Consider the following 22043-nt stretch of genomic DNA (forward strand, 5'->3'; position numbering starts at 1 on the left):
AACGGCGGTTCGGACGATCATGGCGCGAGAGGACACCTGACGTGAATACCAACGTGGTCCAGTTGCTGCTGTTGCTCGCCGGTGCACTCGGCGGCACCGGCGCTCTGCAGGCACTACTCGCGCGGCGGTCCGAGCATGCGTTCGGCGATCACGTTGAGCTGCACCTTGGTGGTGCCGCCGTAGATGGTGGTGGCGCGGCCGGCGATCAACAGCTCCATCGCCTTGTCGCTCGGCCCCCGGGGGTGGCACATAGGCCTCCATCTTCTGGCTCAGCGCCACCCGCTCGCCGGCCAGCGTCGTGCGCGCCACGTTCCAGCCGTCGTTCATGTTCCTGACCACGTTCGCGTAGGGGATGAACACGTCGTCGAGGAAGACCTCGTTGAACAGGACCGACCCGGTCATCTCGCGCAGCGGCCCGACGGTCACGCCCGGCGTCGACATGTCCAGCGATGCCCATGTGCGCGCACTTGTGCTCGACACCCTGGAACTGGCCGATCGGACGCCCGAACTGCACGCGGGTTTTCGCGTACTCGGACGCGGTGGACACGCACCAGGACATCACGCCGAGCGCCTCCGCGCCGAGAATGACGGTGGCCACGGACTGGACGCGCTACTCGGTGAGCCCGTCGAGGATCCGATCGGCGCCCACCCGGACGCCGGCGACCGTGATCCGTGCCGAACCGCGGAGCACGTCGGTGCTGTCCTGTAGCGTGACGGTGACGTTGGCGGAATCGACTACGGCCCAGCGGACGTCGGCGTCGGGATGACGAAATTCGAGTGCCCATTGCGGATCCCCGAGTCCGGAAAAATATGTGTACGACACCCTGTCTCACCAAAGTATGTGAGACATCCTGTCCAGTCAACAGTCGGATGGGTAACGTATGGGCGATGCCGGACAAAGTGGAAACCGCCGCGTCGCCCCAGGGTGACGGCCGCGCCACGCGCTGGGAGGACCACAAGGCGGAACGCCGCAGCCGGATTCTCGACGCCGCGATGGAGGCCATCAACGAGGACGGCCCCGACGTGGGCGTCCAGCAGATCGCGAACTGCGCCGACGTGCCGCGGTCGGTGGTCTACCGGATCTTCACCGATCGCGGCGACCTCGACGAGCAGTTGCGCGGCCGTATCATCGAACGGCTGATGGCGGACCTCGCGCCCACGTTGACGCCCGAGGGGACCGTCGGCGAGGCGATCGCGCGCGCGGTCGAGACGTATCTGCGGTGGATCGTGGAATTCCCGCGACTCCACCAGTTCCTCGGCACCGGGTCGCCGAGCAGGCGCACCACCGGCTCGCGCGTGGTGACGGGCACGAAGACCGCGATCGCGCTCCAGCTGTCGGGCCTGCTCGCGACGGTCCTCGACGCGGTCGCCGGCAACTCCGACCTGGCCGAGTCGCTGGCCTTCGGGTTGGTGGGACTCGTCGACGCCAGCGTCAACCGGTGGCTGAGCAACCCGCAGTCGGCGCTCGGCTGCGACGACCTCGCCGAGTTCCTGGAGGTGTCGATCTGGCAAGTGCTGCACGGCAATCTGACGCGGATCGGCGTGACCATCGACCCGTCGACCCCGGTGTCGGAACTGCAGTAGGCGGACGGGTGTGGCCAGCTACCATGGCTTTCATGCCCTTCCGGCGAGGTTCACCGGCCGCTTCCGAGCAGGCCCGGGTGTCGGACACGGCGGTCGGCGACGCCGTCGCGCGCTTCGCCAGCGCCTGGGAGTCCTCGTTGTCCGCGCCCGATCTGGTCGCCTATCTGCCCGCGTCGCCGGCACTTCGCCGGGTCACGCTCATCGAACTGATCAAGGTCGACCTGGAGAACCGCTGGCTGCGCGGCGACCACCCGAAACGGCTGGCGCAATACTGCGAGGAGCTGCCCGAACTGCGGCGGTGGCCGCTGCCGCCGGACCTGCTGTACGAGGAGTTCCACATCCGGCGGCGCAGCGGCGAGTCGGTCGAGGCGAACGAGTACACGCTGAGCTTTCCGGGGCAGGCGGGCGAACTCGGCGAACTGCTCGGCACCGGCGAATACCAGAGCACCTCGCTCCATCACGGGGAGATGACCCAGTCGGCGAGCCCCGGCTCGCTCGACGACCTCGAGGTAGGCAGGCGCATCGACGACTTCGACCTGATGACCGTTCTCGGCAGGGGCGCGTTCGCGCGGGTGTTCCTCGCCCGGCAGCGGTCGCTGCAGCGACTGGTCGCGGTGAAGATCTCTCAGGACCGCGGCACCGAGCCGCAGACCCTGGCCCAGTTCGACCACGACTACATCGTCCGGGTCTTCGATCAGCGACTTCTCGCGGGCCGCGACCTGCGCCTGCTGTACATGCAGTACGTGCCGGGGGGAACGCTGCTCGACGTGGTCGGGCGGGTGCGGGAGACGCCGCCGGAATCGCGCAGCGGCGCCGTGCTGCTGGACGCGATCGACCGCGCCCTGGTCGGCAGGGGCGAGATCCGGCCCAGCGAATCCGGCGTGCGCCAGGAGATCGCGACGCTGACGTGGCCCGAGACGGTGGCCTGGCTCGGCCGGAGGCTGGCGCAGGCGCTCGACTACGCGGGCGCGCACGGCGTTCTGCACCGCGACGTCAAACCGGCAAACGTGCTGCTGACGGTCGAGGGCGTCCCGAAGCTCGCCGACTTCAACATCAGTTTCAGCGGCAACCTCGCGGGCGCGAGTCCGGTCGCGTACTTCGGCGGCTCGCTGGCCTACATGTCACCGGAACAGCTCGAGGCGATCCACCCGGACCGGCCGGGCACGCCCGCCGATCTCGACACCCGCAGCGACCTGTACTCGCTCGCCGTCGTCCTGTGGGAGTTGCTGACCGGCGCAAGACCTTTCGACGACAGTGACGCCGAGCTCCACTCCCACCCGCCCGGCGACCGCACCACCCTCGACGCGATGCTCGCGCGGCGGCGGGGGCACGACGAACCGGCCGTCGCCGAGCTGCCCGCCGACTGCCCGAATGCGCTGCGGCGAGTGTTGCTGAAATCGCTGGCGCCGGAACCGAAGGACCGGTTCTCGTCCGGGGCCGAACTCGCCCAGCAACTCGATGTCTGCCTCGACGCGCACGCCCGGGATCTGGTCGATCCGCCGCCGGGGAGCCGGCGCCTGCGGATGCGCCGGTGGACGCACCCGATCATGTTCCTGGCCATCGCAGTTCCCAATCTGCTGGCCATCCTGTACAGCTACCACCACAACACCACGCTGATCATCAGCAAGCTTCCGCCCGGCGCGCAGGACAGCTTCGAGCGGATCACCCGGATCGACTATACGATCGCGTTCCTGATCGGGACCGTGGGCACGCTGTCGATGGTGCTCTACTTGACGGCGGTGGCCGGCGGTCTGCGCCGCGGGAGGGTGTACACCGGCGCCCAACTCGCCCGCGCCCGCAAGGACACCCTGCTGCTCGGCCAGCGGTGTGCACTGCTGTGTCTCGGGCTGTGGGTGGTCACCGGCATCATCGTGCCGATCACGCTGGAGGTGAGCGGCAGTGAGGTTCCGTGGAACACCGTCGTCCACTTCACCGCGTCCCAGCTCGTCTGCGGAGCGATCGCCGTGGTCTACCCGTTCTTCTTCGTGAACTTCTTAGCCGTGCGCTGCCTGTACCCGGTCTTCCTGCGGCACGGCGAGATCAGTGCCTCGGACGCCCGGATGCTGAAGCGGTTGGGACGGCGCAGCACGTTCTTCCTCGCCGCGGCCGCCGCCGTGCCGCTGCTCGGCGTCGCGGGGGCCACGTTCATTCCCCCGGAGGACCTGCCCCGCGTCATCGTCGCGCTCCGCGTCCTGTGCGTCGGCAGCGTCGTCGCGTTCGTCGGGGCCTACTGGATGTTCCGGATGCTGTCCGAGGACCTGCAGGCGCTGCAGCGTGTCGTGTCCGGTGCGCCGCGGCACGAGTGATCAGTTCGAACCGGTGAACGTCAGCCACAGCAGCGACACGTTGAGCACGACGATCAGCGACGCCGCCACCCAGGCGGCGACCGTGGTGGCCGTCGCGTTGCGGTGGACACCCATCAGGTCGCGGCTCGACGTCATCCGCACGAGGGGGACTACCGCGAACGGGATGCACAGGCTCAGAACGACCTGGCTGAGGACGAGCGCGAAGGTGGGATCGACGCCGACCGCCAGCACGACCAGTGCGGGAATCAGGGTGACGACCCGGCGCAGCAGCAGCGGGATGCGCATCGACAGCAGGCCGTACATGATCTCGGATCCGGCGGCGCAGCCGATCGACGTGGAGGCCAGACCGGAGGCCAGCAGCCCGACGGCGAAGATGACGGCGACGGTGGGGCCGAGTGAACTCTGGATGGCGGCGTGCGCACCGTCGATCGAATCGGTGCCGGGAATGCCGCGCAGGGCCGAGGCGGCGAGGAGCAGCATGCCGATGTTCACCGCACCCGCCACGATCAGCGCACCGACCACGTCCCACTTCGTCACCCGCAGCAGTCGCGCGAGGCGCGGGCCTTCGAGGTCGTTCCCGTGCCGGTCGCGGGCGAGAGCGGAATGGAGGTAGATCGCATGCGGCATCACGGTGGCGCCGAGCATGCTCGCGGCGAGCAGCACCGTCTCGGTGCCTTCGAACCGCGGCACGAGACCGGCGAGTGCGTCCGGGCCCGACACGTCGGTGAACGCGAGTCCGGTGAGGAACCCGACGGTGATGATCGTGAGGAGTCCCATCACGACGAACTCGAACGTCCGCTGACCTCGGCGGCTCTGGATCGACAGGATGCCCATCGACACGACACCCGTGATCAGGCCGCCGACGAACAGGGGAACGCCGAACAGGAGGTTGAGCGCGATCGCCCCGCCGATTACCTCGGCGAGATCGGTGGCGATCGCCATCGCCTCCGCCTGCAACCAGAACGCACGACGGTTGCCGGTCCGGAGTCGGGTCCCCAGCATCTCCGGCAGCGATTTGCCGGTGACCAGCCCGAGCTTGGCGGACAGGTACTGCACCAGCACAGCCATGGCATTGGCGAGCACGAGGACCCAGACGAGCAGGTATCCGTACTTCGCGCCCGCGGTGAGGTTGGCGGCCACGTTTCCGGGGTCGACGTACGCGATGGCCGCCACGAACGCTGGCCCGAGGAGCGCGACCGTTCGGAGGCTGCCCTTGCGGCGGGGTGCGCGGCGCGGGAGGAGAGGGCGGGGGGCCTCGATGCTCACGGAGCTCCTGATTTTCGTCGCGTAGATCTACCTGCTGATTCGTATCTCCGCACTATAGATTTAGGTGATACGAACTTTCAAGTGTGGAGTGCGGATCGGCTCGAAAACCGGCACGCCGGGCTATATTTACTAGAACGTGTTCTACTCACGACTCGTTCTACTGACTGCGGAAGGGGAGTCCCGATGGGTCAGGTTCTCGACAGAATCGAAGGCGTCGCCGAGGAGATTCGCGGGCAGGCCGTCCGGTCGGAGGCGGACTGCCGGCTCACCGACACCGCAGCCGGCCTCATCCGCGACTCCGGGGCGATCCGGTTGCTGCAGCCCAAGCTGTACGGCGGCTACGAGGTCCACCCCCGCGAATTTGCCGAGACCGTCATGGCTATTGCCTCACTCGACGGTGCGAGCGGATGGGTCGCCGGGGTCGTCGGCGTGCACCCGTGGGAACTGGCGTTCGCCGCCCCGCAGGTGCAGGAGGAAATCTGGGGCGAGGACAACGACACGTGGATGGCGTCGCCGTACGCGCCCATGGGCATCGCGACACCGGTCGACGGCGGTTACGTCCTGAACGGTCGGTGGTCGTTCTCGTCCGGAACCGACCACTGTCGGTGGGCCTTCCTCGGGGCGATGGTCGGCGACGGCGACGGCGGTATCGCGCTGCCGCCGTCGTCGCTGCACGTGATTCTGCCGCGCACCGACTATCAGATCGTCGAGGACACGTGGGACGTCATCGGACTGCGCGGAACGGGAAGCAAGGACCTGATCGTCGACGGTGCCTTCGTCCCCGGATACCGGACGTTGAACGCGTCGAAGGTGATGGACGGGCGGGCGCAGAAGGAGGCGGGCAGACCCGAACCACTGTTCAACATGCCCTACTCCTGCATGTTCCCGCTCGGCATCACCGCCGCCGTCATCGGCATCACCGAGGGCGCGCTGGCCTGTCACATCGCGGTGCAGAAGGACCGCGTCGCCATCACGGGCCAGAAGATCAAGGAGGACCCCTACGTCCTCAGCGCGATCGGGGAATCCGCCGCCGAGATCAATGCGTCCCGGGTTTCCCTCATCGAGACCGCGGACCGGTTCTACGACAAGGTCGACGCGGGCAAGGAGGTCACGTTCGAGGAGCGTGCGATCGGACGCCGCACCCAGATCGCCGCGGCCTGGCGTGCGGTGCGTGCCGTGGACGAGATCTTCGCGCGCGCCGGCGGTGGCGCGCTGCACTACAAGACGCCGATGCAACGGTTCTGGCGGGACGCGCACGCCGGTCTCGCTCACGCCGTCCACGTGCCCGGACCCACCAACCACGCGAGCGCGCTCACCCAGCTCGGCGGCGAACCGCAGGGAATGATGCGCGCGATGATCTGAACGCCGGGGGCCGAGTCTCGGCCCCCGGCATCGGATCAGACTGCGGCCGCGGCAAATCCGGTCTCGAGGTCGGCGAGGATGTCGTCGATTCCCTCGATGCCGACGGCGAGACGGACCAGTCCGGGCGCCACACCGGCAGCGAGCTGCTCCTCCGGGGTGAGCTGCGAGTGCGTCGTCGACGCCGGGTGGATCACCAGCGAGCGCACGTCGCCGATGTTCGCGACGTGGCTGTGCAGGGTGAGCGCGTTGACGAACTTCTTGCCGGCATCGACACCGCCTGCCAGTTCGAACGTCACGATCGCACCCGGACCCTTCGGGGTGAGCTGCCGTGCGCGCTCGTGCCACGGCGAGGACGCCAGACCCGCGTACGCCACGGACGTGACCTCCGTGTGTGCCTCGAGGAACTCGGCGACCTTCTGCGCGTTGGCGACGTGCCGCTCCACCCGCAGGCTGAGGGTCTCGATGCCCTGCGCGATGAGGAACGCGTTGAACGGGGCGACCGCGGAACCGAGGTCGCGCAGCAACTGCACGCGCGCCTTCAACGCGTACGCCGGGGCGCCGAGGTCCGCGAACACGACGCCGTGGTAGCTCGGGTCAGGGGTGGTGAAGTTGCCGTGCCTGCCCTGGGTCCAGTCGAACGTGCCGCCGTCGACGATGACGCCCGCGATGGCCGTGCCGTGGCCGCCGAGGTACTTGGTGGCCGAGTGCACCACGATGTCCGCGCCGTGCTTCAGCGGCTGCAGCAGATACGGTGTGGCCACCGTGTTGTCGACGATCAGCGGGATCCCGTTGTCGTGACCGACCTTCGAGATTCCCGGGATGTCCAGGACGTGGTTCTTCGGGTTGGCGATCGTCTCACCGTAGAACGCCTTCGTGTTCGGGCGGACGGCGCTGCGCCACTGCTCGAGGTCGTCCGGGTCTTCGACGAACGAGACCTCGATGCCGAGCTTGGGCAGCGTGTAGTGGAAGAGGTTGTACGTGCCCCCGTACAGGTACGGGCTGGAGACGATGTGATCGCCTGCCTCCGCGAGGTTCAGCACCGCAAAGGTTTCCGCGGCCTGCCCGGACGACAGCAGGAGGGCGGCGACGCCGCCTTCGAGGGCGGCGATGCGCTGCTCGACCGCGTCCTGGGTGGGATTCATGATGCGGGTGTAGATGTTGCCGGGCTCGGCCAGACCGAACAGCGCGGCAGCGTGATCGGTGCTGTCGAACGTGTACGAGGTGGTCTGGTAGATCGGCAGCGCCCGCGCCTTCGTGGTCGCGTCGGACGTCTGCCCGGCGTGGATCTGCTTGGTCTCGAACGACCAGTTGGCGGTGGGATCGATGCTCTCGGTCACGAGTGGAGTCCTCCGGATTCGGTGCAGTGGATGTGATGAATCAGTTGTCGCCGGTAGCTGTTTCGACCACGGTGTGGACCGGGGTCGGATTGCGGGTCAGGTCGAGGACGGGGCAGTGCGCGTCGACCGCTTCCTGCAGTTCGAGGTAGCGCTCCCGCGATTCCGGACCGGTGAGTGTCACGACGACGCGCACCTCTCCGAACCCGGGGCGGACGGCGTCGTCGAAGCCGAAGAACCCGCGCACGTCGAGGTCTCCCTCCGCGCGTGCCGAGATGTCGTCGACACGGACACCGAGCTTCTCGGCCCAGAAGCGGTACGTCACCACCTGGCAGGAAAGCAGCGAAGCGAGGTAGTACTCCACGGGATTGGCGGCGGAGTGCTCACCGCCGAGCGCGGGCGGCTCGTCCACCTCGACGCTGTACTTGCCGAGCGAGACGGTGCTCGCGACGGCGTCGTGGGCCTGCGCGGAGGCGGTGAAGACGACGTGCGCGTTCGCGGAATCCTGCGACACGGCGTCGCGGGTGGCGCTGATGACGGACGTGAGATGTGAAACGGATGCAGTGGTCACGAGTGACGAATCCTTCGAAAACGTGGGTGTGCAGAGAGAACCCGGCGTGGAGAGAATCACGCCGGGACGGGTCCGATCAGGAGATCGGACACCTCGAGGTACACACCAGTGCGAAATCGACATGGCGGCGCCGCGTCAGCAGCTCGCCTGAGTCGATCACACCGGATTCGGTCACGGATCAGACTGTAACCGCACGACACGCATTCCGACCAGTCCCATAGGAAATTCTGCTCACGGAGTGGGCAGCGCGCGGCACAGGGCGTCGAGCGTGGCGGCGAAGCGGGCGGACGACGGCGTGCTGTAGCCGACGACGAGCCCGTCCGGCCGGTCCGCGGGACCGTCCGGATGACGGAACGTGCGCAGACCCTCCACCGCGAGACCGAGGCCCGCGGCCCGGCCGACGGTGGCCGCCTCGGTCCCGGCCGGAAGTTCGAGGACGGCGTGCAGGCCGGCCGCGATGCCGGTGACGTGCACGTGCGGTGACCGCGCGGCGAGCGTCTCGACGAGGGTGTCGCGTCGGCGGCGGTACAGGGTGCGCATCCTGCGGACGTGCCGGTCGAACGCGCCCCGTTCGATGAAGTCCGCCAGGGTCAGCTGGTCCGTCGCGCTGACCCACCTCTCGTACACGCCCTTGACCGCCAGGACGTCGTCGATCACGTGTTCCGGCAACACCATCCACCCCACACGGATCGCGGGAGACAGGGTCTTGCTCACGGTGCCCAGGTACGCCACCTGTTCCGGGGCCAGACCCTGCAGGGCGCCGACGGGTTGGCGGTCGTACCGGAACTCTCCGTCGTAATCGTCCTCGATCACGATCCCACCGGTCGTGCGCGCCCATTCCACGAAAGCCGTTCTCCTGCTGGGGTGGAGCGGACCTCCGGTGGGGAATTGGTGGGCCGGGGTGAGCAGTGCCGCGGACAGCCGCGTACCCGTCGCGTCCGGGGGCTGGGCGCCGTGGGCGTCGAGGTGCAGGGGCACGGTGACGGCCCCGGCGTCGCCGAGCAGTTCGCGATGGAAATGCAGCCCGTACCCTTCGACGGCGACCGGTCCCTGCACGGCGCGGGCGAGGAGCCACAGTCCATGCCCCGAACTCGCGCTGACCACAATCCGATCGGGATCGGTGCGGACCCCTCGTGCCCGGGCCAGGTATTCGGCGACGGCGCGGCGCAGTTCGGGGCGGCCCCGCGGATCGCCCGGACCGAACGCGTCGTGGGGTGCCGCGGTGAGCGCCCGGCGCGCCGACGCCATCCAGGCGGCACGGGGAAACTCCGCGACGTCGGGCGAACCGGGCAGCAGGCTCCACGCGGGCCGGGGTGCGGAGGCGGAGCGGGTCTGCGCGCGGTGGGCGGTCTCGCGTGCCCGATCGGCGACCCGGGTCCCCGATCCCTGCCGTGCCGTGAGCCACCCCTCCGCGACGAGTTCGGAGTACGCCTCGGCGACGGTGTTGCGGGCGACGCCGAGGTCGAGGGCCAGCGCGCGGGAGGGCGGGAGGGTGGTGCCTGCGACGAGCCGTCCCGAGCGGATCGACTCGCGCAGCGCGGACACCAGAGCGGCGCGCACCCCGGAAGTCCGTCCACCGGCGGGTGCGGCGAGGTCGAGATGGAGGTCGCGGCCCAGACCCGAATTGGCCCAAGATTTCATGCTCGAATTGAACCATGGAGATGGGCTATTTCGCGCTTACTGTTCTCCTATGACCACAACAGAGCGCAAGACCCGAGTCGACCTCGCACGCAAGGCCCCCGCCGTCTACAAGGCGATGATCGCCCTCGACGCCGCCGCCCGGCAGGGCCTCGACCCGGAACTCGTCGAGTTGGTGCTCACCCGTTGCTCCCAGATCAATCACTGCGCGTGGTGCATCGACATGCACACCGCCGATGCCCGCAAGATCGGCATCAGCGAACAGAAACTGTTCCTGCTCGGCGCGTGGGAGGAAATGCACGGCCTGTACACCGACAAGGAGCGCGCCGCGCTCGCCCTCGCCGAGTCGATCACCGTGCTGACCGACGGCTTCGTCCCGGACTCGGTGTACGAGGAGGCGACGGAACATTTCGACGAGACCGAACTGGCCCAGCTCATCTCGCTGGTGCTCACGATCAACGCGTGGAATCGCATCGCCGTCAGCACCCGCAAGATCCCGCGAGTGCGCTAACCCCTCAGAAGTTTCCGCGGGCGGCTTGTTCGCGTTCGATGGCTTCGAAGAGGGCTTTGAAGTTGCCGATGCCGAAGCCGAGGGAGCCGTGGCGTTCGATGAGTTCGAAGAACACGGTGGGCCGGTCGACGAGGGGTTTGGTGAAGATCTGCAGCAGGTAGCCGTCCTCGTCGCGGTCGACGAGGATGCCGCGTTTCTGCAACTCCTCGATCGGGGCGCGGACGTTGCCGATCCGGGCCCGCAGTTCGGGGTCCTGGTAGTAGGAGTCCGGGGTGGCCAGGAACTCGACCCCCTCGGCGGTGAGCCGGTCCACCGCGGTGAGAATGTCATTGGTGGCCAGCGCCAGGTGCTGGGCGCCGGGGCCGCCGTAGAAGTCGAGGTACTCGTCGATCTGCGAGCGTTTCTTGGCGATGGCGGGCTCGTTGAGCGGGAATTTCACGCGGTGGTTGCCGTTGGAGACGACCTTGCTCATCAGGGCGGAGTAGTCGGTGGCGATGTCCTCGCCGACGAATTCGGCCATGTTCGTGAAGCCCATGACCCGGTTGTAGAAGTCGACCCAGTGGTCCATCTTGCCGAGTTCGACGTTGCCGACGACGTGGTCGAGGGCCTGGAACAGCCGTTTGGGGGCGCCGTCCCGTTTGGTGTGCGACGAGGTCCGGGCGAGGTAGCCGGGCAGGTAGGGGCCGGTGTAGTTGCTGCGGTCGACGAGGGTGTGGCGGGTGTCGCCGTAGGTGGCGATCGCGGCGATCCGGACGGTGCCGTGTTCGTCGGTCACGTCGTGGGGTTCGTCGAGGACGGTGGCGCCCTGGGCGCGGGCGTGGGCGATGCATTTGTCGACGTCGGGGACGGCGAGGGCGATGTCGACGACGCCGTCGCCGTGGGTGCGGTGGTGCTCGATCAGCGGGCTGTCCGGGTTCACGGCGCCGTTGATGACGAAGCGGACGGCGCCGGATTCGAGGACGAAGCTGTGGTGGTCGCGGTTGCCGGTGGTCGGTCCGGAGTAGGCGACGAGGGTCATCCCGAACGCGGACTGGAAGTAGTGGGCGGTCTGGGTGGCGTTGCCGACCACCCAGACGACGGCGTCCCAGCCGCTGACCGGGAACGGGTCGCGGGTGCCGTCGTATTCGACGAGCCCGACCAGCTGCTCGAGCTGGCCGAGGTCGAGACCTGCCAGGCGTTCCTTGTCGGTGAGAGTCTGCTCGATCGTCATGATGGTGCCTTTCCTTGCAACGGTTTTCGGGTACGGAGAAGGTGAGTGCGACTGCGCACCGGGGGAGTGGCGAATGCCTGACACAGAGGTAACCGGCCGCCGGCCCGGTCGTCAACCGAGACCCGCACATCTAGCCGCATCGACGGATGAGAGCAGCCCCGCCCCCGCTTTCCTATACAATCTGAATACTTCAATGGGGCAATAGAAATGGGCTGCGATGGTTGCGCGGAGTGAGATCGGCGTCGGAGTGCTCGCACGCGCGGTGGCGATCCTCGACGTCGTGGAGGCGAGCCCGATGGGTGCGAGCGACCTCGCCCGCGAATTGGACCTGTCCTTGTCGACCACGTACCGGCTGGCCACGGACATGGTCAAGCACGGCCTCCTCCGGAAGGATCAGGAAGGCCGTTTCTACCTCGGTCAGCGTTTCGTCACGACGGCGCTGAGCGACCTCGCCATCCCAGCGCTGCGCGAATTGGCGGAGATGACAGGCGAATCCGCACAGCTATGGGTGCGGCGGGGCGAATCGCGGCTGTGCGCGGCCAGCGTCGACTCGCAGCACGAATTGCGGGTCGCGCTGCCCGTCGGAACACTGGTGCCGCTTCCTCAGGGGTCGAGTGGGCACGTGCTGTCCGGAGACTGGGAGACCGACCCCGAGGCGGTGAAATCGGGTTGGTGGGTGTCGGTTTCGGAACGGACGCCGGGATCCGCCTCCATCAGCGCACCCGTTCGCAGGCACGGCGAGATCGTGGCCGCCGTGTGCGTGTCCGGTCCGGAGGGGCGCATGGGGGAGGATCTGGGCGCCCGGATGGGCCACGCAGTCGTCGCTGCTGCGCGGCAGATCGAGAAGTCGGTGCCGGGCGACTGACTCGTTCAGGCGATGTCGAACGTGGTGACGTCGGCCGACCGATGTTGCTGCGCCAGTTGACGGTAGACCGCGGCGTTGGCGGCGTTGTGGGCCACCTCGTCGTCGGTCAGTTCCCGGCGGACCTTCGCGGGCACACCGGCGACGAGTGAGCGCGGCGGAATCTGCGAGCCTTCGAGCACCAGTGCGCCGGCCGCGATCAGCGACTTCTCGCCGATCACCGCGCCGTTGAGAACGGTGGCCCCCATACCCACGAGTGCGCCGTCCCCCACGGTGCAGCCGTGCAGCACGGCGTTGTGCCCCACACTGACGTCCCGGCCGACGACGACGGGAAACCCCGGGTCGACGTGAACGGCCACTCCGTCCTGGATGTTGCTGCCCTCGCCGAGGGTGATGGAATCGCAATCGGCCCGCAGCACCGCGCCGTACCAGACGCTGGTCTCCGCGCCGAGGGTCGCGGCGCCGATCACCGCCGCGGTCGGCGCGACCCACGCGGTCTTCTCCGCGCGCGGCGACCGTCCGTTGATCGCAACGACGTGTGGTTCTCTCACCGTGTTCTCCTCCTGTCGAGCAGCGGATTCGCGCTGCATCTCGCAGCGTTCCGTCGTCCATTGTCGTGTGGCGCGGACTCCGGGCATTGCCAATTGTGACTGCTACCACTACCGTCATTCTTATCAGACGGGAATCCAACTGCCAAATAATGAGAATCAGCAGGTAGGACCCCAGTCGCCATCCGGTACAGATCGACGAGGGAGAACTCTCACATGCAGGTCCCAGAGAACGGCCCACTGCACGGCATCCGTGTGCTGGAACTCGGCAACTTCATCGCGGCCCCCATGGCGAGCCGCATCTTCGCCGACTTCGGCGCCGAGGTCGTCAAGATCGAACGGCCGGGCGTCGGCGACGAACTGCGGGGCTGGCGCCGCCGTCGCGGCGCGACGTCGATGATGTTCCGCACCATCGCCCGCAACAAGCGGTCCGTCACGCTCGACCTCCGGACGGACGAGGGCCGCGCGATCATCCTCGACCTCGCCGCCAAGTCGGACGTCGTCATCGAGAACTTCCGGCCGGGAACGCTCGAGCGGTGGGGCATCGGTCCCGACCAGCTGACGGCCGCCAACCCCGACATCGTCCTCGTGCGGATCTCCGGCTACGGGCAGACCGGCCCGTACCGGGAGCGCACCGGATTCGGCGGTGTCGCCGAGGCCTTCGGCGGGCTGCGGCACGTCACCGGCTACCCGGACCGCCCATCCGTCCGGGCGGCCGCCCCCATCGCCGACACCCTCGCCGGGCTGCACGGCGCGATCGGCGCCCTGATGATGTTGCTGGCCAAGGCGAGACAGGGCGATCACTCGACCCCGCGGGTGGCGGACGTGGCCCTGTACGAATCGGTGTTCATGGCGATGGAGTCCCTCGTTCCCGATTACGACGCGTATGGCATGGTGCGCGAACGGACCGCGGGCAACCTGCCCGGCGTGGTGCCGAGCGGTGTCTATCCGTGCGACGGCGGCTCCGTGATGATCGCCGGTAACTCGAGCGGCGTGTTCGGCCGGCTGATGCAGGCCGTGGGACGGGGCGATCTCGCCGACGATCCCGAACTGGCCGACGGGGATCAGCGATTCCGGCGTGAAGCCGAACTCGACGACGCGATCTCCTCGTGGACGTCGCAGCGGCGTCCCCGTGACGTCGTCGCCGAACTCGGCGCCGCAGGCGTGCCGGTGGGCGAGGTGTACGACGCGGTCCAGATTGCGGACGACGAGCACTACAACGCCCGCGGCATGCTGCAGAGCCTGAAGGTGTCCGTCGACGGGGAACCCGAAGAGGTGCGCTTTCCCGGAGTCGTCCCGCAGCTCGACGGCGAACCCACCCAGATCCGCTGGGCCGGCCCCGAGCTGGGTGAGCACACCGACGAGATCCTCGGCGGATTGCTGAACCTGTCGGGCGATCAGCTCGACGACTACCGCGCCCGCGACATCGTCTGAATCGGAGAAGTGAAATGACAGTCACCATAACGGATGTCGTACTGCGGGACGGACTGCAGGACGAGGACGCGGTCGTCTCCACCGACCGCAAGATCGCCGTCGCGGACGCACTCGTCGCCGCAGGCGTGAAGCACATCGAGGCGGCATCGTTCGTTTCGCCCACACGCGTCCCGCAGATGGCGGACGCCGACGACGTCATCGCCCGGCTGCCCCGCACCGATCCGTCGGTCACCTACAGCGCACTCGCACTCAACCCGCGTGGGGTGCACCGTGCCGCCGCGACCGGCATCGACGAGATCCAGGTCGTGACGTCCGCCAGCGCCGGGCACAGCACTGCGAACACGGGCCGGAATCCGGACGAGGCGCTGACCGGACTCGCCGAGGCATTGCAGAAGTACCCGGACCGGAGTTTCCTCGGAGGTGTGTCGACCGCGTTCGTCTGCCCGTTCGAGGGCATCATCGCCCCCGCCGCGCTGGTGCGGGTGGCGCGCGCGATGGCCGCGATGGGTGTACGCAGGCTCGGGCTGGCCGACACCCTGGGAACGGCCACCACCGAGCAGGTGCTCGCGTCGGCCGGGGCGGTGCGCGACGCCCTCCCCGACATCGAACTGAGCCTGCACCTCCACAACGCGCACGGGCAGGCCCTCGGCACCGTGATCGCCGCGCACCGGCACCTCGGCATCACGCACTTCGACAGCGCCATCGGAGGGTACGGCGGCTGCCCGTTCGCCCCGGGCGCCCACGGCAATCTCGCCACCGAGGAACTGGTAGCGCACCTCCACGCGCACGACATCGACACGGGGATCGATCAGCAGGCCCTCGGCCTCGCCGTCGGCACCGTGAAACTTGCTCTGGCACAAGCTCGGCCCCTCTCCGCAGTGTGAACTGCGCACTCACCCCGAAAGGCCGACCATGGTCTACGCAATCTCCATCGTCGCTCTGATCGCGATCTTCACCGTGGCGACACTCACCCCGATCAACATGGGCATCCTCGCGTTCGCCGGAGCATTCGTCATCGGCGGCTGGGTGTCCGGGATCCCAGTCGAGGACATCATCGACGCCTTCCCCGGCAGCACGTTCATCATCGTCGGCGGCATCACGCTGCTGTTCGCCATCGCGAAGACGAACGGGACCATCGACCTCGTCATCGAGGCCTCGCTGCGCCTCGTGCGCGGCAGGCGGTGGGCGATCCTGTGGATGATGTTCCTGCTGTCCGGGCTGCTGATGGCACTCGGGTCCGTGCTCGCGGTCGGGATGCTCGCCCCCATCGCGATGCCCCTCGCGGCGAAGAACAAGATCAATCCGTTCCTCATGGGCATGGTGATCAGCCACGGCGCCCTGGCCTGCGCGTTCTCGCCCATCAACCTCTACGGCGCGTTCATCAACGGACTGATGGACTCCACCGGCGTGGGGGCGAACCCGCTGGTCCTGTTCGCCCTGCCGTTCGTCCTCAACCTGGCCATCGCGATCGTGCTGTTCCTGATCTACGGCCTCGACCTGATCGGGCGCCGCACCCCGCGCCCGGTCGGGGAGACCTCCGACGGCGGCGGATTCGGCGGTTCCTCGCGCCGGTCGTCCGGTGGTGGCGCCCCCGCCGGCGGTCCGGGCGGGAACACCGCGACGCTCACCGATCGCGAGGTCATCGAGGAAGCGCTGAGTCACGAGGGCATGAAGCCGGTGAAGATGGACAGGTACCGGTTCGCGACGCTCGCGGGCATCGGGTTCCTCGTCGTCGGGTCGGTCGCGTTCGGAATCGACGTAGGCGTCAGCGCGATCTGCATCAGCGCGGTCCTGCTGTTGATGGCGCCCAAGTCGCACCCCAAGGTCGTCGACAACGTGGCATGGCCCGCCGTGGTGCTCGTGTGCGGGATGCTCACCTACATGGCGGTCATGACGCAGAACGGCACGCTCGACTTCCTCGGTGACGCGGCGTCGGCTCTCGGTTCGCCGTTGCTGACCGCGTTGATCCTCTGCTACGCGGTCGCGATCATCTCCGCGTTCGGATCGTCGATCGGCACGCTCGGCATCGCACTGCCCCTCGCCGCGCCGATGCTCGCGATGGGGGAGGTGGGCGCCGTGGGATTCGTCGCCGCCCTGGCGTTCTCCGCGACAGTGGTCGACGTCAGCCCGTTCTCGACGAACGGCGTGATGGTGCTCGCCAACGCACAGGTCGAGGACAAGGCGCGGTTCCAGCGCAAGATGCTCGCCTATTGCGGCCTGATCGTGCTGTCGGCCCCGATGTTCGTCTGGGCGCTGGTCGTCGTGCCGACGTCCGTGTAGCTCTTCCGGGCAGTGCCGGTCGCCGTCTTCGGGGCGGTGACCGGCACTTCTCACGGTGCGAGGCCGCCCGGTGTGAACTTTACGTACTTTAATCTTCATGTAATGAACTGTTGTCCAATAGTTTTCGATTCAACTGAGCGAATAGTGCTGCCACAGTGACACATGCCACAGGATCACGTCCGTTTCGGGCGTTTCGTCGGTCTCCGCCCGTAGGGTGTCGACATGTCGTCGATCCTCGAGAACGAGAAAGCACCCCCATCCGGTGCCCCCGCCCCCGGACCGACCCGCGGCGAAAGGTGGCGAAATAACGCGCGATACGACCTACCCGCGTCGCTCGTCGTCTTCCTCGTCGCCCTGCCCCTGTCGCTCGGCATCGCCATCGCGTCCGACGCCCCGATCATGGCGGGTCTCATCGCCGCGATCGTCGGCGGTGTGGTGGCGGGTTCCGTCGGTGGCTCACCGCTCCAGGTCAGTGGTCCCGCCGCCGGATTGACCGTGGTGGTAGCAGAATTGGTCGCCACCTTCGGCTGGAAGGCGACCTGTGCGATCACCGTCGCCGCCGGATTCCTTCAAATCATCTTCGGGCTCAGTAGAATTGCCCGTGCCGCCCTGGCCATCGCGCCGGTCGTCGTCCACGCCATGCTGGCCGGCATCGGAATCACGATCGCCCTCCAGCAGATTCACGTCCTCCTCGGCGGCAGCTCGCACAGCTCGACCGTCGAGAACATCACCCAGCTGCCCGGACAGCTGACGTCCGCCCGGTACGGCGACGTCCTCGTGGGAGCGGTGGTCATCGCCGTCCTGCTGTTCTGGAAGAAGATTCCCGGCAAGCTGAAGGTGCTCCCGGGGCCGCTGGTCGCCGTCGTCGCCGCCACCGTTCTGTCCCTGGTTCTCCCGTTCGACCTCGATCGAATCACGTTGGACGGCTCCCTGTTCGACGCCGTGGCACTGCCCTCGATGCCGGACGGTCCGTGGCTCGCCGTGGCCACCGGTGTGCTGACGGTCGCGCTGATCGCCAGCGTCGAGAGCCTGCTCTCCGCGGTGGCCGTCGACAAGATGCACGGCGGGACCCGGTCGGAGTTCAATCGGGAACTCGTCGGGCAGGGCTCGGCCAACATGATCTCGGGTCTCATCGGCGGCCTGCCGGTCACCGGTGTCATCGTGCGCAGCTCCACCAACGTTGCCGCCGGGGCGAAGACCCGGGCGTCCGCCGTCCTGCACGGCGTCTGGATCCTCGTCTTCGCCGCACTGCTCACCGCGCTGGTCGAGCAGATCCCGATGGCCGCGCTCGCCGGACTGCTCATCGTGATCGGCATCCAGCTCGTCAAGATGGCGCATCTGCGTACCGCGCGACGCACCGGCGACCTGTGGGTGTACGGCGTGACCGTGGCCGGTGTGGTCTTCCTGAACCTGCTCGAGGGTGTGATCATCGGTCTCGCACTCGCGGTGGTCCTGCTGCTGTGGCGGGTCATCCACCCCAGGATGCGCGCCGAACCCATCGGATCCGAGGACTCCGGGCGGTGGCGCGTGACCGTCGAGGGGTCGTGCAGCTTCCTGTCCATGCCCGCACTGACCGGGCTACTCGCGAAGGTTCCCGCGGGCGCACACGTCACCGTGGAACTGGCGGTCGACTTCCTCGACCACGCCATGTTCGAAGCGATCGACGACTGGAAGCGGCACTACGAGAACAACGGCGGAACCGTCGTGATCGACGCGCTCGGTCCCGTCGACATGAACGCCGTGGGTGCGTCGCCGCCCCGGCGCGGCGTCGGCGTGGCGAGCCCCCGCGGGTTCGCCCCGTGGAAGAGCTGGCAGCCGCGGCACCACGACACCGCGGAGACCACCACACCGGCGGCGCTGCGACCCGTCCTCGCGGGAGTGTCGGAGTACCACCGGCGCAACGCGGCGCAACTGCAGCCGCACCTCGACGACCTGCGGGACGGGCAGCGCCCCGACTCGCTGTTCCTCACCTGCTCCGATTCACGCATCGTGCCGAACGTGATCACCAGCAGCGGTCCCGGCGACCTGTTCACGGTGCGCAACGTGGGTAACCTCGTCCCGACCGGGAAGCAGGACGTGTCCGTCGAAGCGGGCCTGGCCTTCGCGCTCGACGAACTCGAGGTCAGCTCGGTGATCGTGTGCGGCCATTCCGGCTGCGGCGCGATGAAGGCCGTCCTGGCAGAGGCGCAGGCAGACACGGACGGATCCGAGGGGGCCGTCGAGCAGTGGCTGACGTTCGCGCAGCCGAGCCGCAGGGCGTTCCTCGGCGGTCACCCGGTGGCGCGTGCAGCGGCCGAACTGGGATTCGACGAAGTCGACCAGCTGGGCATGGTGAACGTGGCGGTCCAGGTGCAAACCCTCGGGCGCCATCCCCTCGTCGGTGCGGCGGCGGCCGAGGGCCGAGTACGCGTCGCGGGAATGTTCTTCGACATTCCGTCCGCGCGCGTACTCGAGATCACCTCGACCGGTGTGTCCTACCTGGACCACGTGCCGACATGATTCAGAGGAGATGGACCCTCTTGTAGAGGCGCTTCGACGGGCCGCCGACGAGGCCGACGCCATCGAGGAACTGCATCAACTTGGAACCGGACGTCCGGACGGTGTCCTTGTAGTGCTGGTTGCTCCTGGCCTCGGCGGCGGCCCGCTTCGGGTCGAGGCCGGCGTTCTCGTAGACCTCCTTGCGGATCATGCTCTTCATCACGAAGTACACGACCGCGGCGGTGTTGAGCCGCTCGATCTGGAGGCGGGCCCAGCTGGCGCCCTGGATGCGTCGTCCGACCTCCTCGCGGGCGAAGCGGATGTGGCGGGCCTCTTCGAGGACGTGGATCTTGCTCACCGTGCGGGTGACGGGCTGCACGCGCTCGTCCTTCATGAAGTCGCGCTGCATCATGTCGAGGATCTCCTCGGCGGCCATCACGCTGGCATACGCGTTGGCGCCCCGGAAGAAGCCACCCCAGATACGCCCGAGCTTGTGGATCACCGGATGGGGGCCGTAGCTCGGCATGTTCAGGCGTTCGCCCGCGCGGGCGAACATCACCGAGTGGCGGCACTCGTCCGCGACCTCGGTGAGGGCGAACTGGACGTGCCGCGAGTGCTTGTCGCGGCCGTACACGTCGCGCAGGAGCATCTGCATGAGAAGGATCTCGAACCACAGTCCGACGCTGGAGACGCTGGCGGCCTCGTGCTTGGTGAGTTCGATCTTCTGCTCGTCGGTCATCTCGTCCCAGAGGGCCGTGCCGTAGAGCGTGCTCCACTCGGGGGTGAGACCGAACTTGTCTTCGGGGATCGGTGCTTCCCAGTCGACCTCGACCATCGGGTCGTAGGACTTGCGTGCCGACGACGCCAGCAAGCGCTGGGCGGTCTCTTCGCGGTCGGAGACGACGATCGATGCGGTCATCACTACCCCTTGATCTGTGACTGGTTGATCTGTGATTTGGGCGGTCAACTAACTGTGACATTCAGTTACTGATACTGAACGATACAGCGATGGCGGTCACAAGGGCAATGTCCGCTCAGTCGATCTCGGCCAGTTCCTGCGGCGATTCAGCCCTCGGTGCGGACCCCTTCCGCCCGGGCGCCCACACCGCGAGCAGCAGTGATGCGCCGAACAGCGCGCAGGCCAGAACGATGGACGCCTCGTCGAAACCCTTCAGGAACGAATCCCGGGCGAACGTCGCCAGTTGCTCACCCTGCGGGCCGGCGACGTCGGCGACCTGCAGTGCCGCCGCCAGCGAACTCGACACCGGCTCCTTCGCGGCCTCCGGAACGGCGTCGACCGCGGGCTGCACATGCCTGCCGTAACCCGCGGCCAGGACGCTGCCCGCGAGCGCGACCCCGATGGCCGAACCGATCTCGCGCGCCGCGTCGTTGACGGCCGATGCGACACCCTGCTTCTCGTCGGGAGTGTTCTGCACGATGGCCGCCGTCGCGGGCGCCGTGCACAGTCCTATCCCGAAAGCGGCCACGATGAGCGGGGCGCACACCTCCGCGTAACTCGAATGCGCGTCGAGCCGCACCAGCAGGAGAATGCCCAGGCCGAGCAGCGCGGAGCCGGACGCGAGTAGCGGCCGCAGCCCGACGTGCGGGACGAGCATCGGCATGACCGCGGACATCGCCACCACCGGCACGGCGAGGGGAGCGAGCGCGAGCGCCGACTGCAGAGGCGAGTAGTCCAGCACCAGTTGCAGATACTGGACGAGCAGGAAGAACAGGCCGAGTGAGGCGAGGAACTGCAGCAGAAGCGACATCGAGCCCGAGCCGAACGCGCGGTTGGCGAACAGCCGGACGTCGAGCAGGGGGTGTTTTCTGCGGAGTTCCACGAGGGTGAACGCGGCCGCGGCGGCGAGTCCGCCGACGAGCAGTCCGAGCACGACGGGATCCAGCCAGCCGCGTTGCGGCGCCTCGATGGTTCCCAGGACGAACAGGCCGACCGCGGCGGCGATCAGGCCGGTGCCGGGCAGGTCCAGCGGTGGGCGCTGCGACTCCCGGGACGACGAGATGGTGAAGCCCGTGACGAAGATCAGCGCGGACACCACGGTGAGGCCGATGAAGATGGCGTGCCAAGACCACTTCTCGAGCAGGAATCCGGAGACCAGCAGGCCGGCGATCGCGCCGGAACCGGCGACACCCGACCAGATGCCCACGGCCCGGCCCCGGTGTGCCGGCGGAAAACCCGACGTGAGCAGCGACAGTGTGGCGGGCATGACGAGGGCGGCGCCGACGCCCGCCATCGCCCGCGAGCCGATGATCCACTCGGGTGCGTCGTTGACGAGGGGGATCGCGGTGGACGCGCCGAAGATCAGCAGTCCGATCATGAGCAGCCCACGCCTGCCGTACCGGTCGCCGAGCGCGCCCGCCGGAAGCAGCAGGGCGGCCAGGGTCAGGGTGTAGCCGTCGACGATCCACGTCAGCTGACTCTGCGTCGCACCCGTGTCGCGGGCGAGGTCGGGGAGCGCGGTGTTGAGGGCCGCCATCGCCGCGACGACGAGGGCGACGGCGCAGCACGAGACCGTGAGCATCCATATCTGCCGCAGGGTCCAGCCGGCGTTCTCCGGTTGTTCCTGCTGTTCCTGCGATGCCTCGTTCCGAGCGTGCACGACACTCCTCCCGATAGAAATAAGACTGTCAGTATCGTTGG

At 68.0% G+C, this 22043-nt stretch carries 17 protein-coding genes and 1 pseudogene; 9 read left to right on the forward strand and 9 right to left on the reverse strand.

Going from position 1 to position 22043, the window contains the following annotated elements; all coding sequences use genetic code 11:
• Positions 1–113: 113 nt before the first annotated feature.
• Positions 114–754: pseudogene (locus tag CJ179_RS27115) on the reverse strand (acyl-CoA dehydrogenase family protein); the annotation flags it as partial.
• Positions 755–888: 134 nt separating this feature from the next.
• On the opposite strand from CJ179_RS27115, the gene CJ179_RS27120 reads away from it, so the two are divergent.
• Both CJ179_RS27120 and CJ179_RS27125 read left to right on the forward strand, forming a co-directional pair.
• On the forward strand, positions 889–1584 hold the full coding sequence (locus tag CJ179_RS27120; RefSeq protein WP_095863413.1) for a TetR/AcrR family transcriptional regulator: 696 nt from the start codon (positions 889–891) through the stop codon (positions 1582–1584).
• 23 nt (positions 1585–1607) lie between these two features.
• Positions 1608–3890, forward strand: coding sequence for a serine/threonine-protein kinase (locus CJ179_RS27125; protein WP_257015780.1), 2283 nt, complete (start codon positions 1608–1610; stop codon positions 3888–3890).
• Here the strand turns inward: CJ179_RS27125 and CJ179_RS27130 are convergent, their stop codons facing one another.
• On the reverse strand, positions 3891–5156 hold the full coding sequence (locus tag CJ179_RS27130) for an Nramp family divalent metal transporter (RefSeq protein ID WP_072944691.1): 1266 nt from the start codon (positions 5154–5156) through the stop codon (positions 3891–3893). It abuts the gene before it with no gap.
• 183 nt (positions 5157–5339) lie between these two features.
• Between CJ179_RS27130 and CJ179_RS27135 the strand changes: the two genes are divergently transcribed.
• On the forward strand, positions 5340–6518 hold the full coding sequence (locus CJ179_RS27135; protein WP_072944689.1) for a hydroxylase: 1179 nt from the start codon (positions 5340–5342) through the stop codon (positions 6516–6518).
• A gap of 35 nt (positions 6519–6553) precedes the next feature.
• Here CJ179_RS27135 and CJ179_RS27140 read toward each other — a convergent pair whose 3' ends face one another.
• The 3 genes from CJ179_RS27140 to CJ179_RS27150 all read right to left on the reverse strand — a co-directional run bounded on the left by CJ179_RS27140 (position 6554) and on the right by CJ179_RS27150 (position 10064).
• Positions 6554–7855 carry a bifunctional o-acetylhomoserine/o-acetylserine sulfhydrylase gene (locus CJ179_RS27140; RefSeq protein ID WP_095863415.1) on the reverse strand — a complete coding sequence of 434 codons (1302 nt, stop codon included), beginning with the start codon at positions 7853–7855 and terminating at the stop codon, positions 6554–6556.
• Between the two features lie 40 nt (positions 7856–7895).
• Positions 7896–8423 (reverse strand): OsmC family protein, encoded by a 528-nt coding sequence (locus CJ179_RS27145; protein ID WP_072944685.1) that lies wholly within the window; start codon positions 8421–8423, stop codon positions 7896–7898.
• A gap of 231 nt (positions 8424–8654) precedes the next feature.
• Entirely contained in the window at positions 8655–10064 is a 1410-nt protein-coding gene (locus CJ179_RS27150) for a PLP-dependent aminotransferase family protein (protein WP_072944683.1), read from the reverse strand.
• Positions 10065–10113: 49 nt separating this feature from the next.
• Between CJ179_RS27150 and CJ179_RS27155 the strand changes: the two genes are divergently transcribed.
• The gene (locus tag CJ179_RS27155) at positions 10114–10572 is read left to right on the forward strand and encodes a carboxymuconolactone decarboxylase family protein (RefSeq protein WP_095863416.1); all 459 of its coding nucleotides are present in this window, start codon (positions 10114–10116) and stop codon (positions 10570–10572) included.
• 4 nt (positions 10573–10576) lie between these two features.
• Here the strand turns inward: CJ179_RS27155 and hppD are convergent, their stop codons facing one another.
• Positions 10577–11782 carry a 4-hydroxyphenylpyruvate dioxygenase gene (gene hppD, locus CJ179_RS27160; RefSeq protein ID WP_095863417.1) on the reverse strand — a complete coding sequence of 402 codons (1206 nt, stop codon included), beginning with the start codon at positions 11780–11782 and terminating at the stop codon, positions 10577–10579.
• A 217-nt stretch (positions 11783–11999) separates the two neighbouring features.
• Here hppD and CJ179_RS27165 point away from each other — a divergent pair, with 217 nt between their 5' ends.
• Positions 12000–12647: an IclR family transcriptional regulator gene (locus CJ179_RS27165; RefSeq protein ID WP_072944677.1), complete on the forward strand. Its 648-nt coding sequence runs from the start codon at positions 12000–12002 to the stop codon at positions 12645–12647.
• Between the two features lie 5 nt (positions 12648–12652).
• On the opposite strand, the gene CJ179_RS27170 is transcribed toward CJ179_RS27165, so the two are convergent.
• Positions 12653–13195, reverse strand: a complete 543-nt coding sequence (locus CJ179_RS27170) for a gamma carbonic anhydrase family protein (RefSeq protein ID WP_179377646.1) — start codon at positions 13193–13195, stop codon at positions 12653–12655.
• Between the two features lie 213 nt (positions 13196–13408).
• On the opposite strand from CJ179_RS27170, the gene CJ179_RS27175 reads away from it, so the two are divergent.
• From CJ179_RS27175 to CJ179_RS27190, 4 genes are all read left to right on the forward strand, one after another.
• Positions 13409–14626: a CaiB/BaiF CoA-transferase family protein gene (locus tag CJ179_RS27175; RefSeq protein WP_072944673.1), complete on the forward strand. Its 1218-nt coding sequence runs from the start codon at positions 13409–13411 to the stop codon at positions 14624–14626.
• 14 nt (positions 14627–14640) lie between these two features.
• Positions 14641–15510, forward strand: coding sequence for a hydroxymethylglutaryl-CoA lyase (locus tag CJ179_RS27180; protein WP_095863418.1), 870 nt, complete (start codon positions 14641–14643; stop codon positions 15508–15510).
• A 28-nt stretch (positions 15511–15538) separates the two neighbouring features.
• Positions 15539–16906, forward strand: a complete 1368-nt coding sequence (locus CJ179_RS27185; RefSeq protein ID WP_072944669.1) for an SLC13 family permease — start codon at positions 15539–15541, stop codon at positions 16904–16906.
• A gap of 222 nt (positions 16907–17128) precedes the next feature.
• Positions 17129–19405, forward strand: a complete 2277-nt coding sequence (locus CJ179_RS27190) for a bifunctional SulP family inorganic anion transporter/carbonic anhydrase (protein WP_095863419.1) — start codon at positions 17129–17131, stop codon at positions 19403–19405.
• A 1-nt stretch (position 19406) separates the two neighbouring features.
• Here the strand turns inward: CJ179_RS27190 and CJ179_RS27195 are convergent, their stop codons facing one another.
• Together CJ179_RS27195 and CJ179_RS27200 are read right to left on the reverse strand one after the other, a co-directional pair.
• Positions 19407–20303, reverse strand: coding sequence for a diiron oxygenase (locus CJ179_RS27195; protein WP_072944665.1), 897 nt, complete (start codon positions 20301–20303; stop codon positions 19407–19409).
• 115 nt (positions 20304–20418) lie between these two features.
• Complete coding sequence (locus CJ179_RS27200; RefSeq protein WP_257015822.1) at positions 20419–21924, reverse strand: MFS transporter; 1506 nt, start codon at positions 21922–21924, stop codon at positions 20419–20421.
• Positions 21925–22043 lie beyond the last annotated feature (119 nt).

The organism is Rhodococcus sp. ACS1, from assembly GCF_002300155.1.
GTDB classification, from domain to species: domain Bacteria; phylum Actinomycetota; class Actinomycetes; order Mycobacteriales; family Mycobacteriaceae; genus Rhodococcus_F; species Rhodococcus_F koreensis.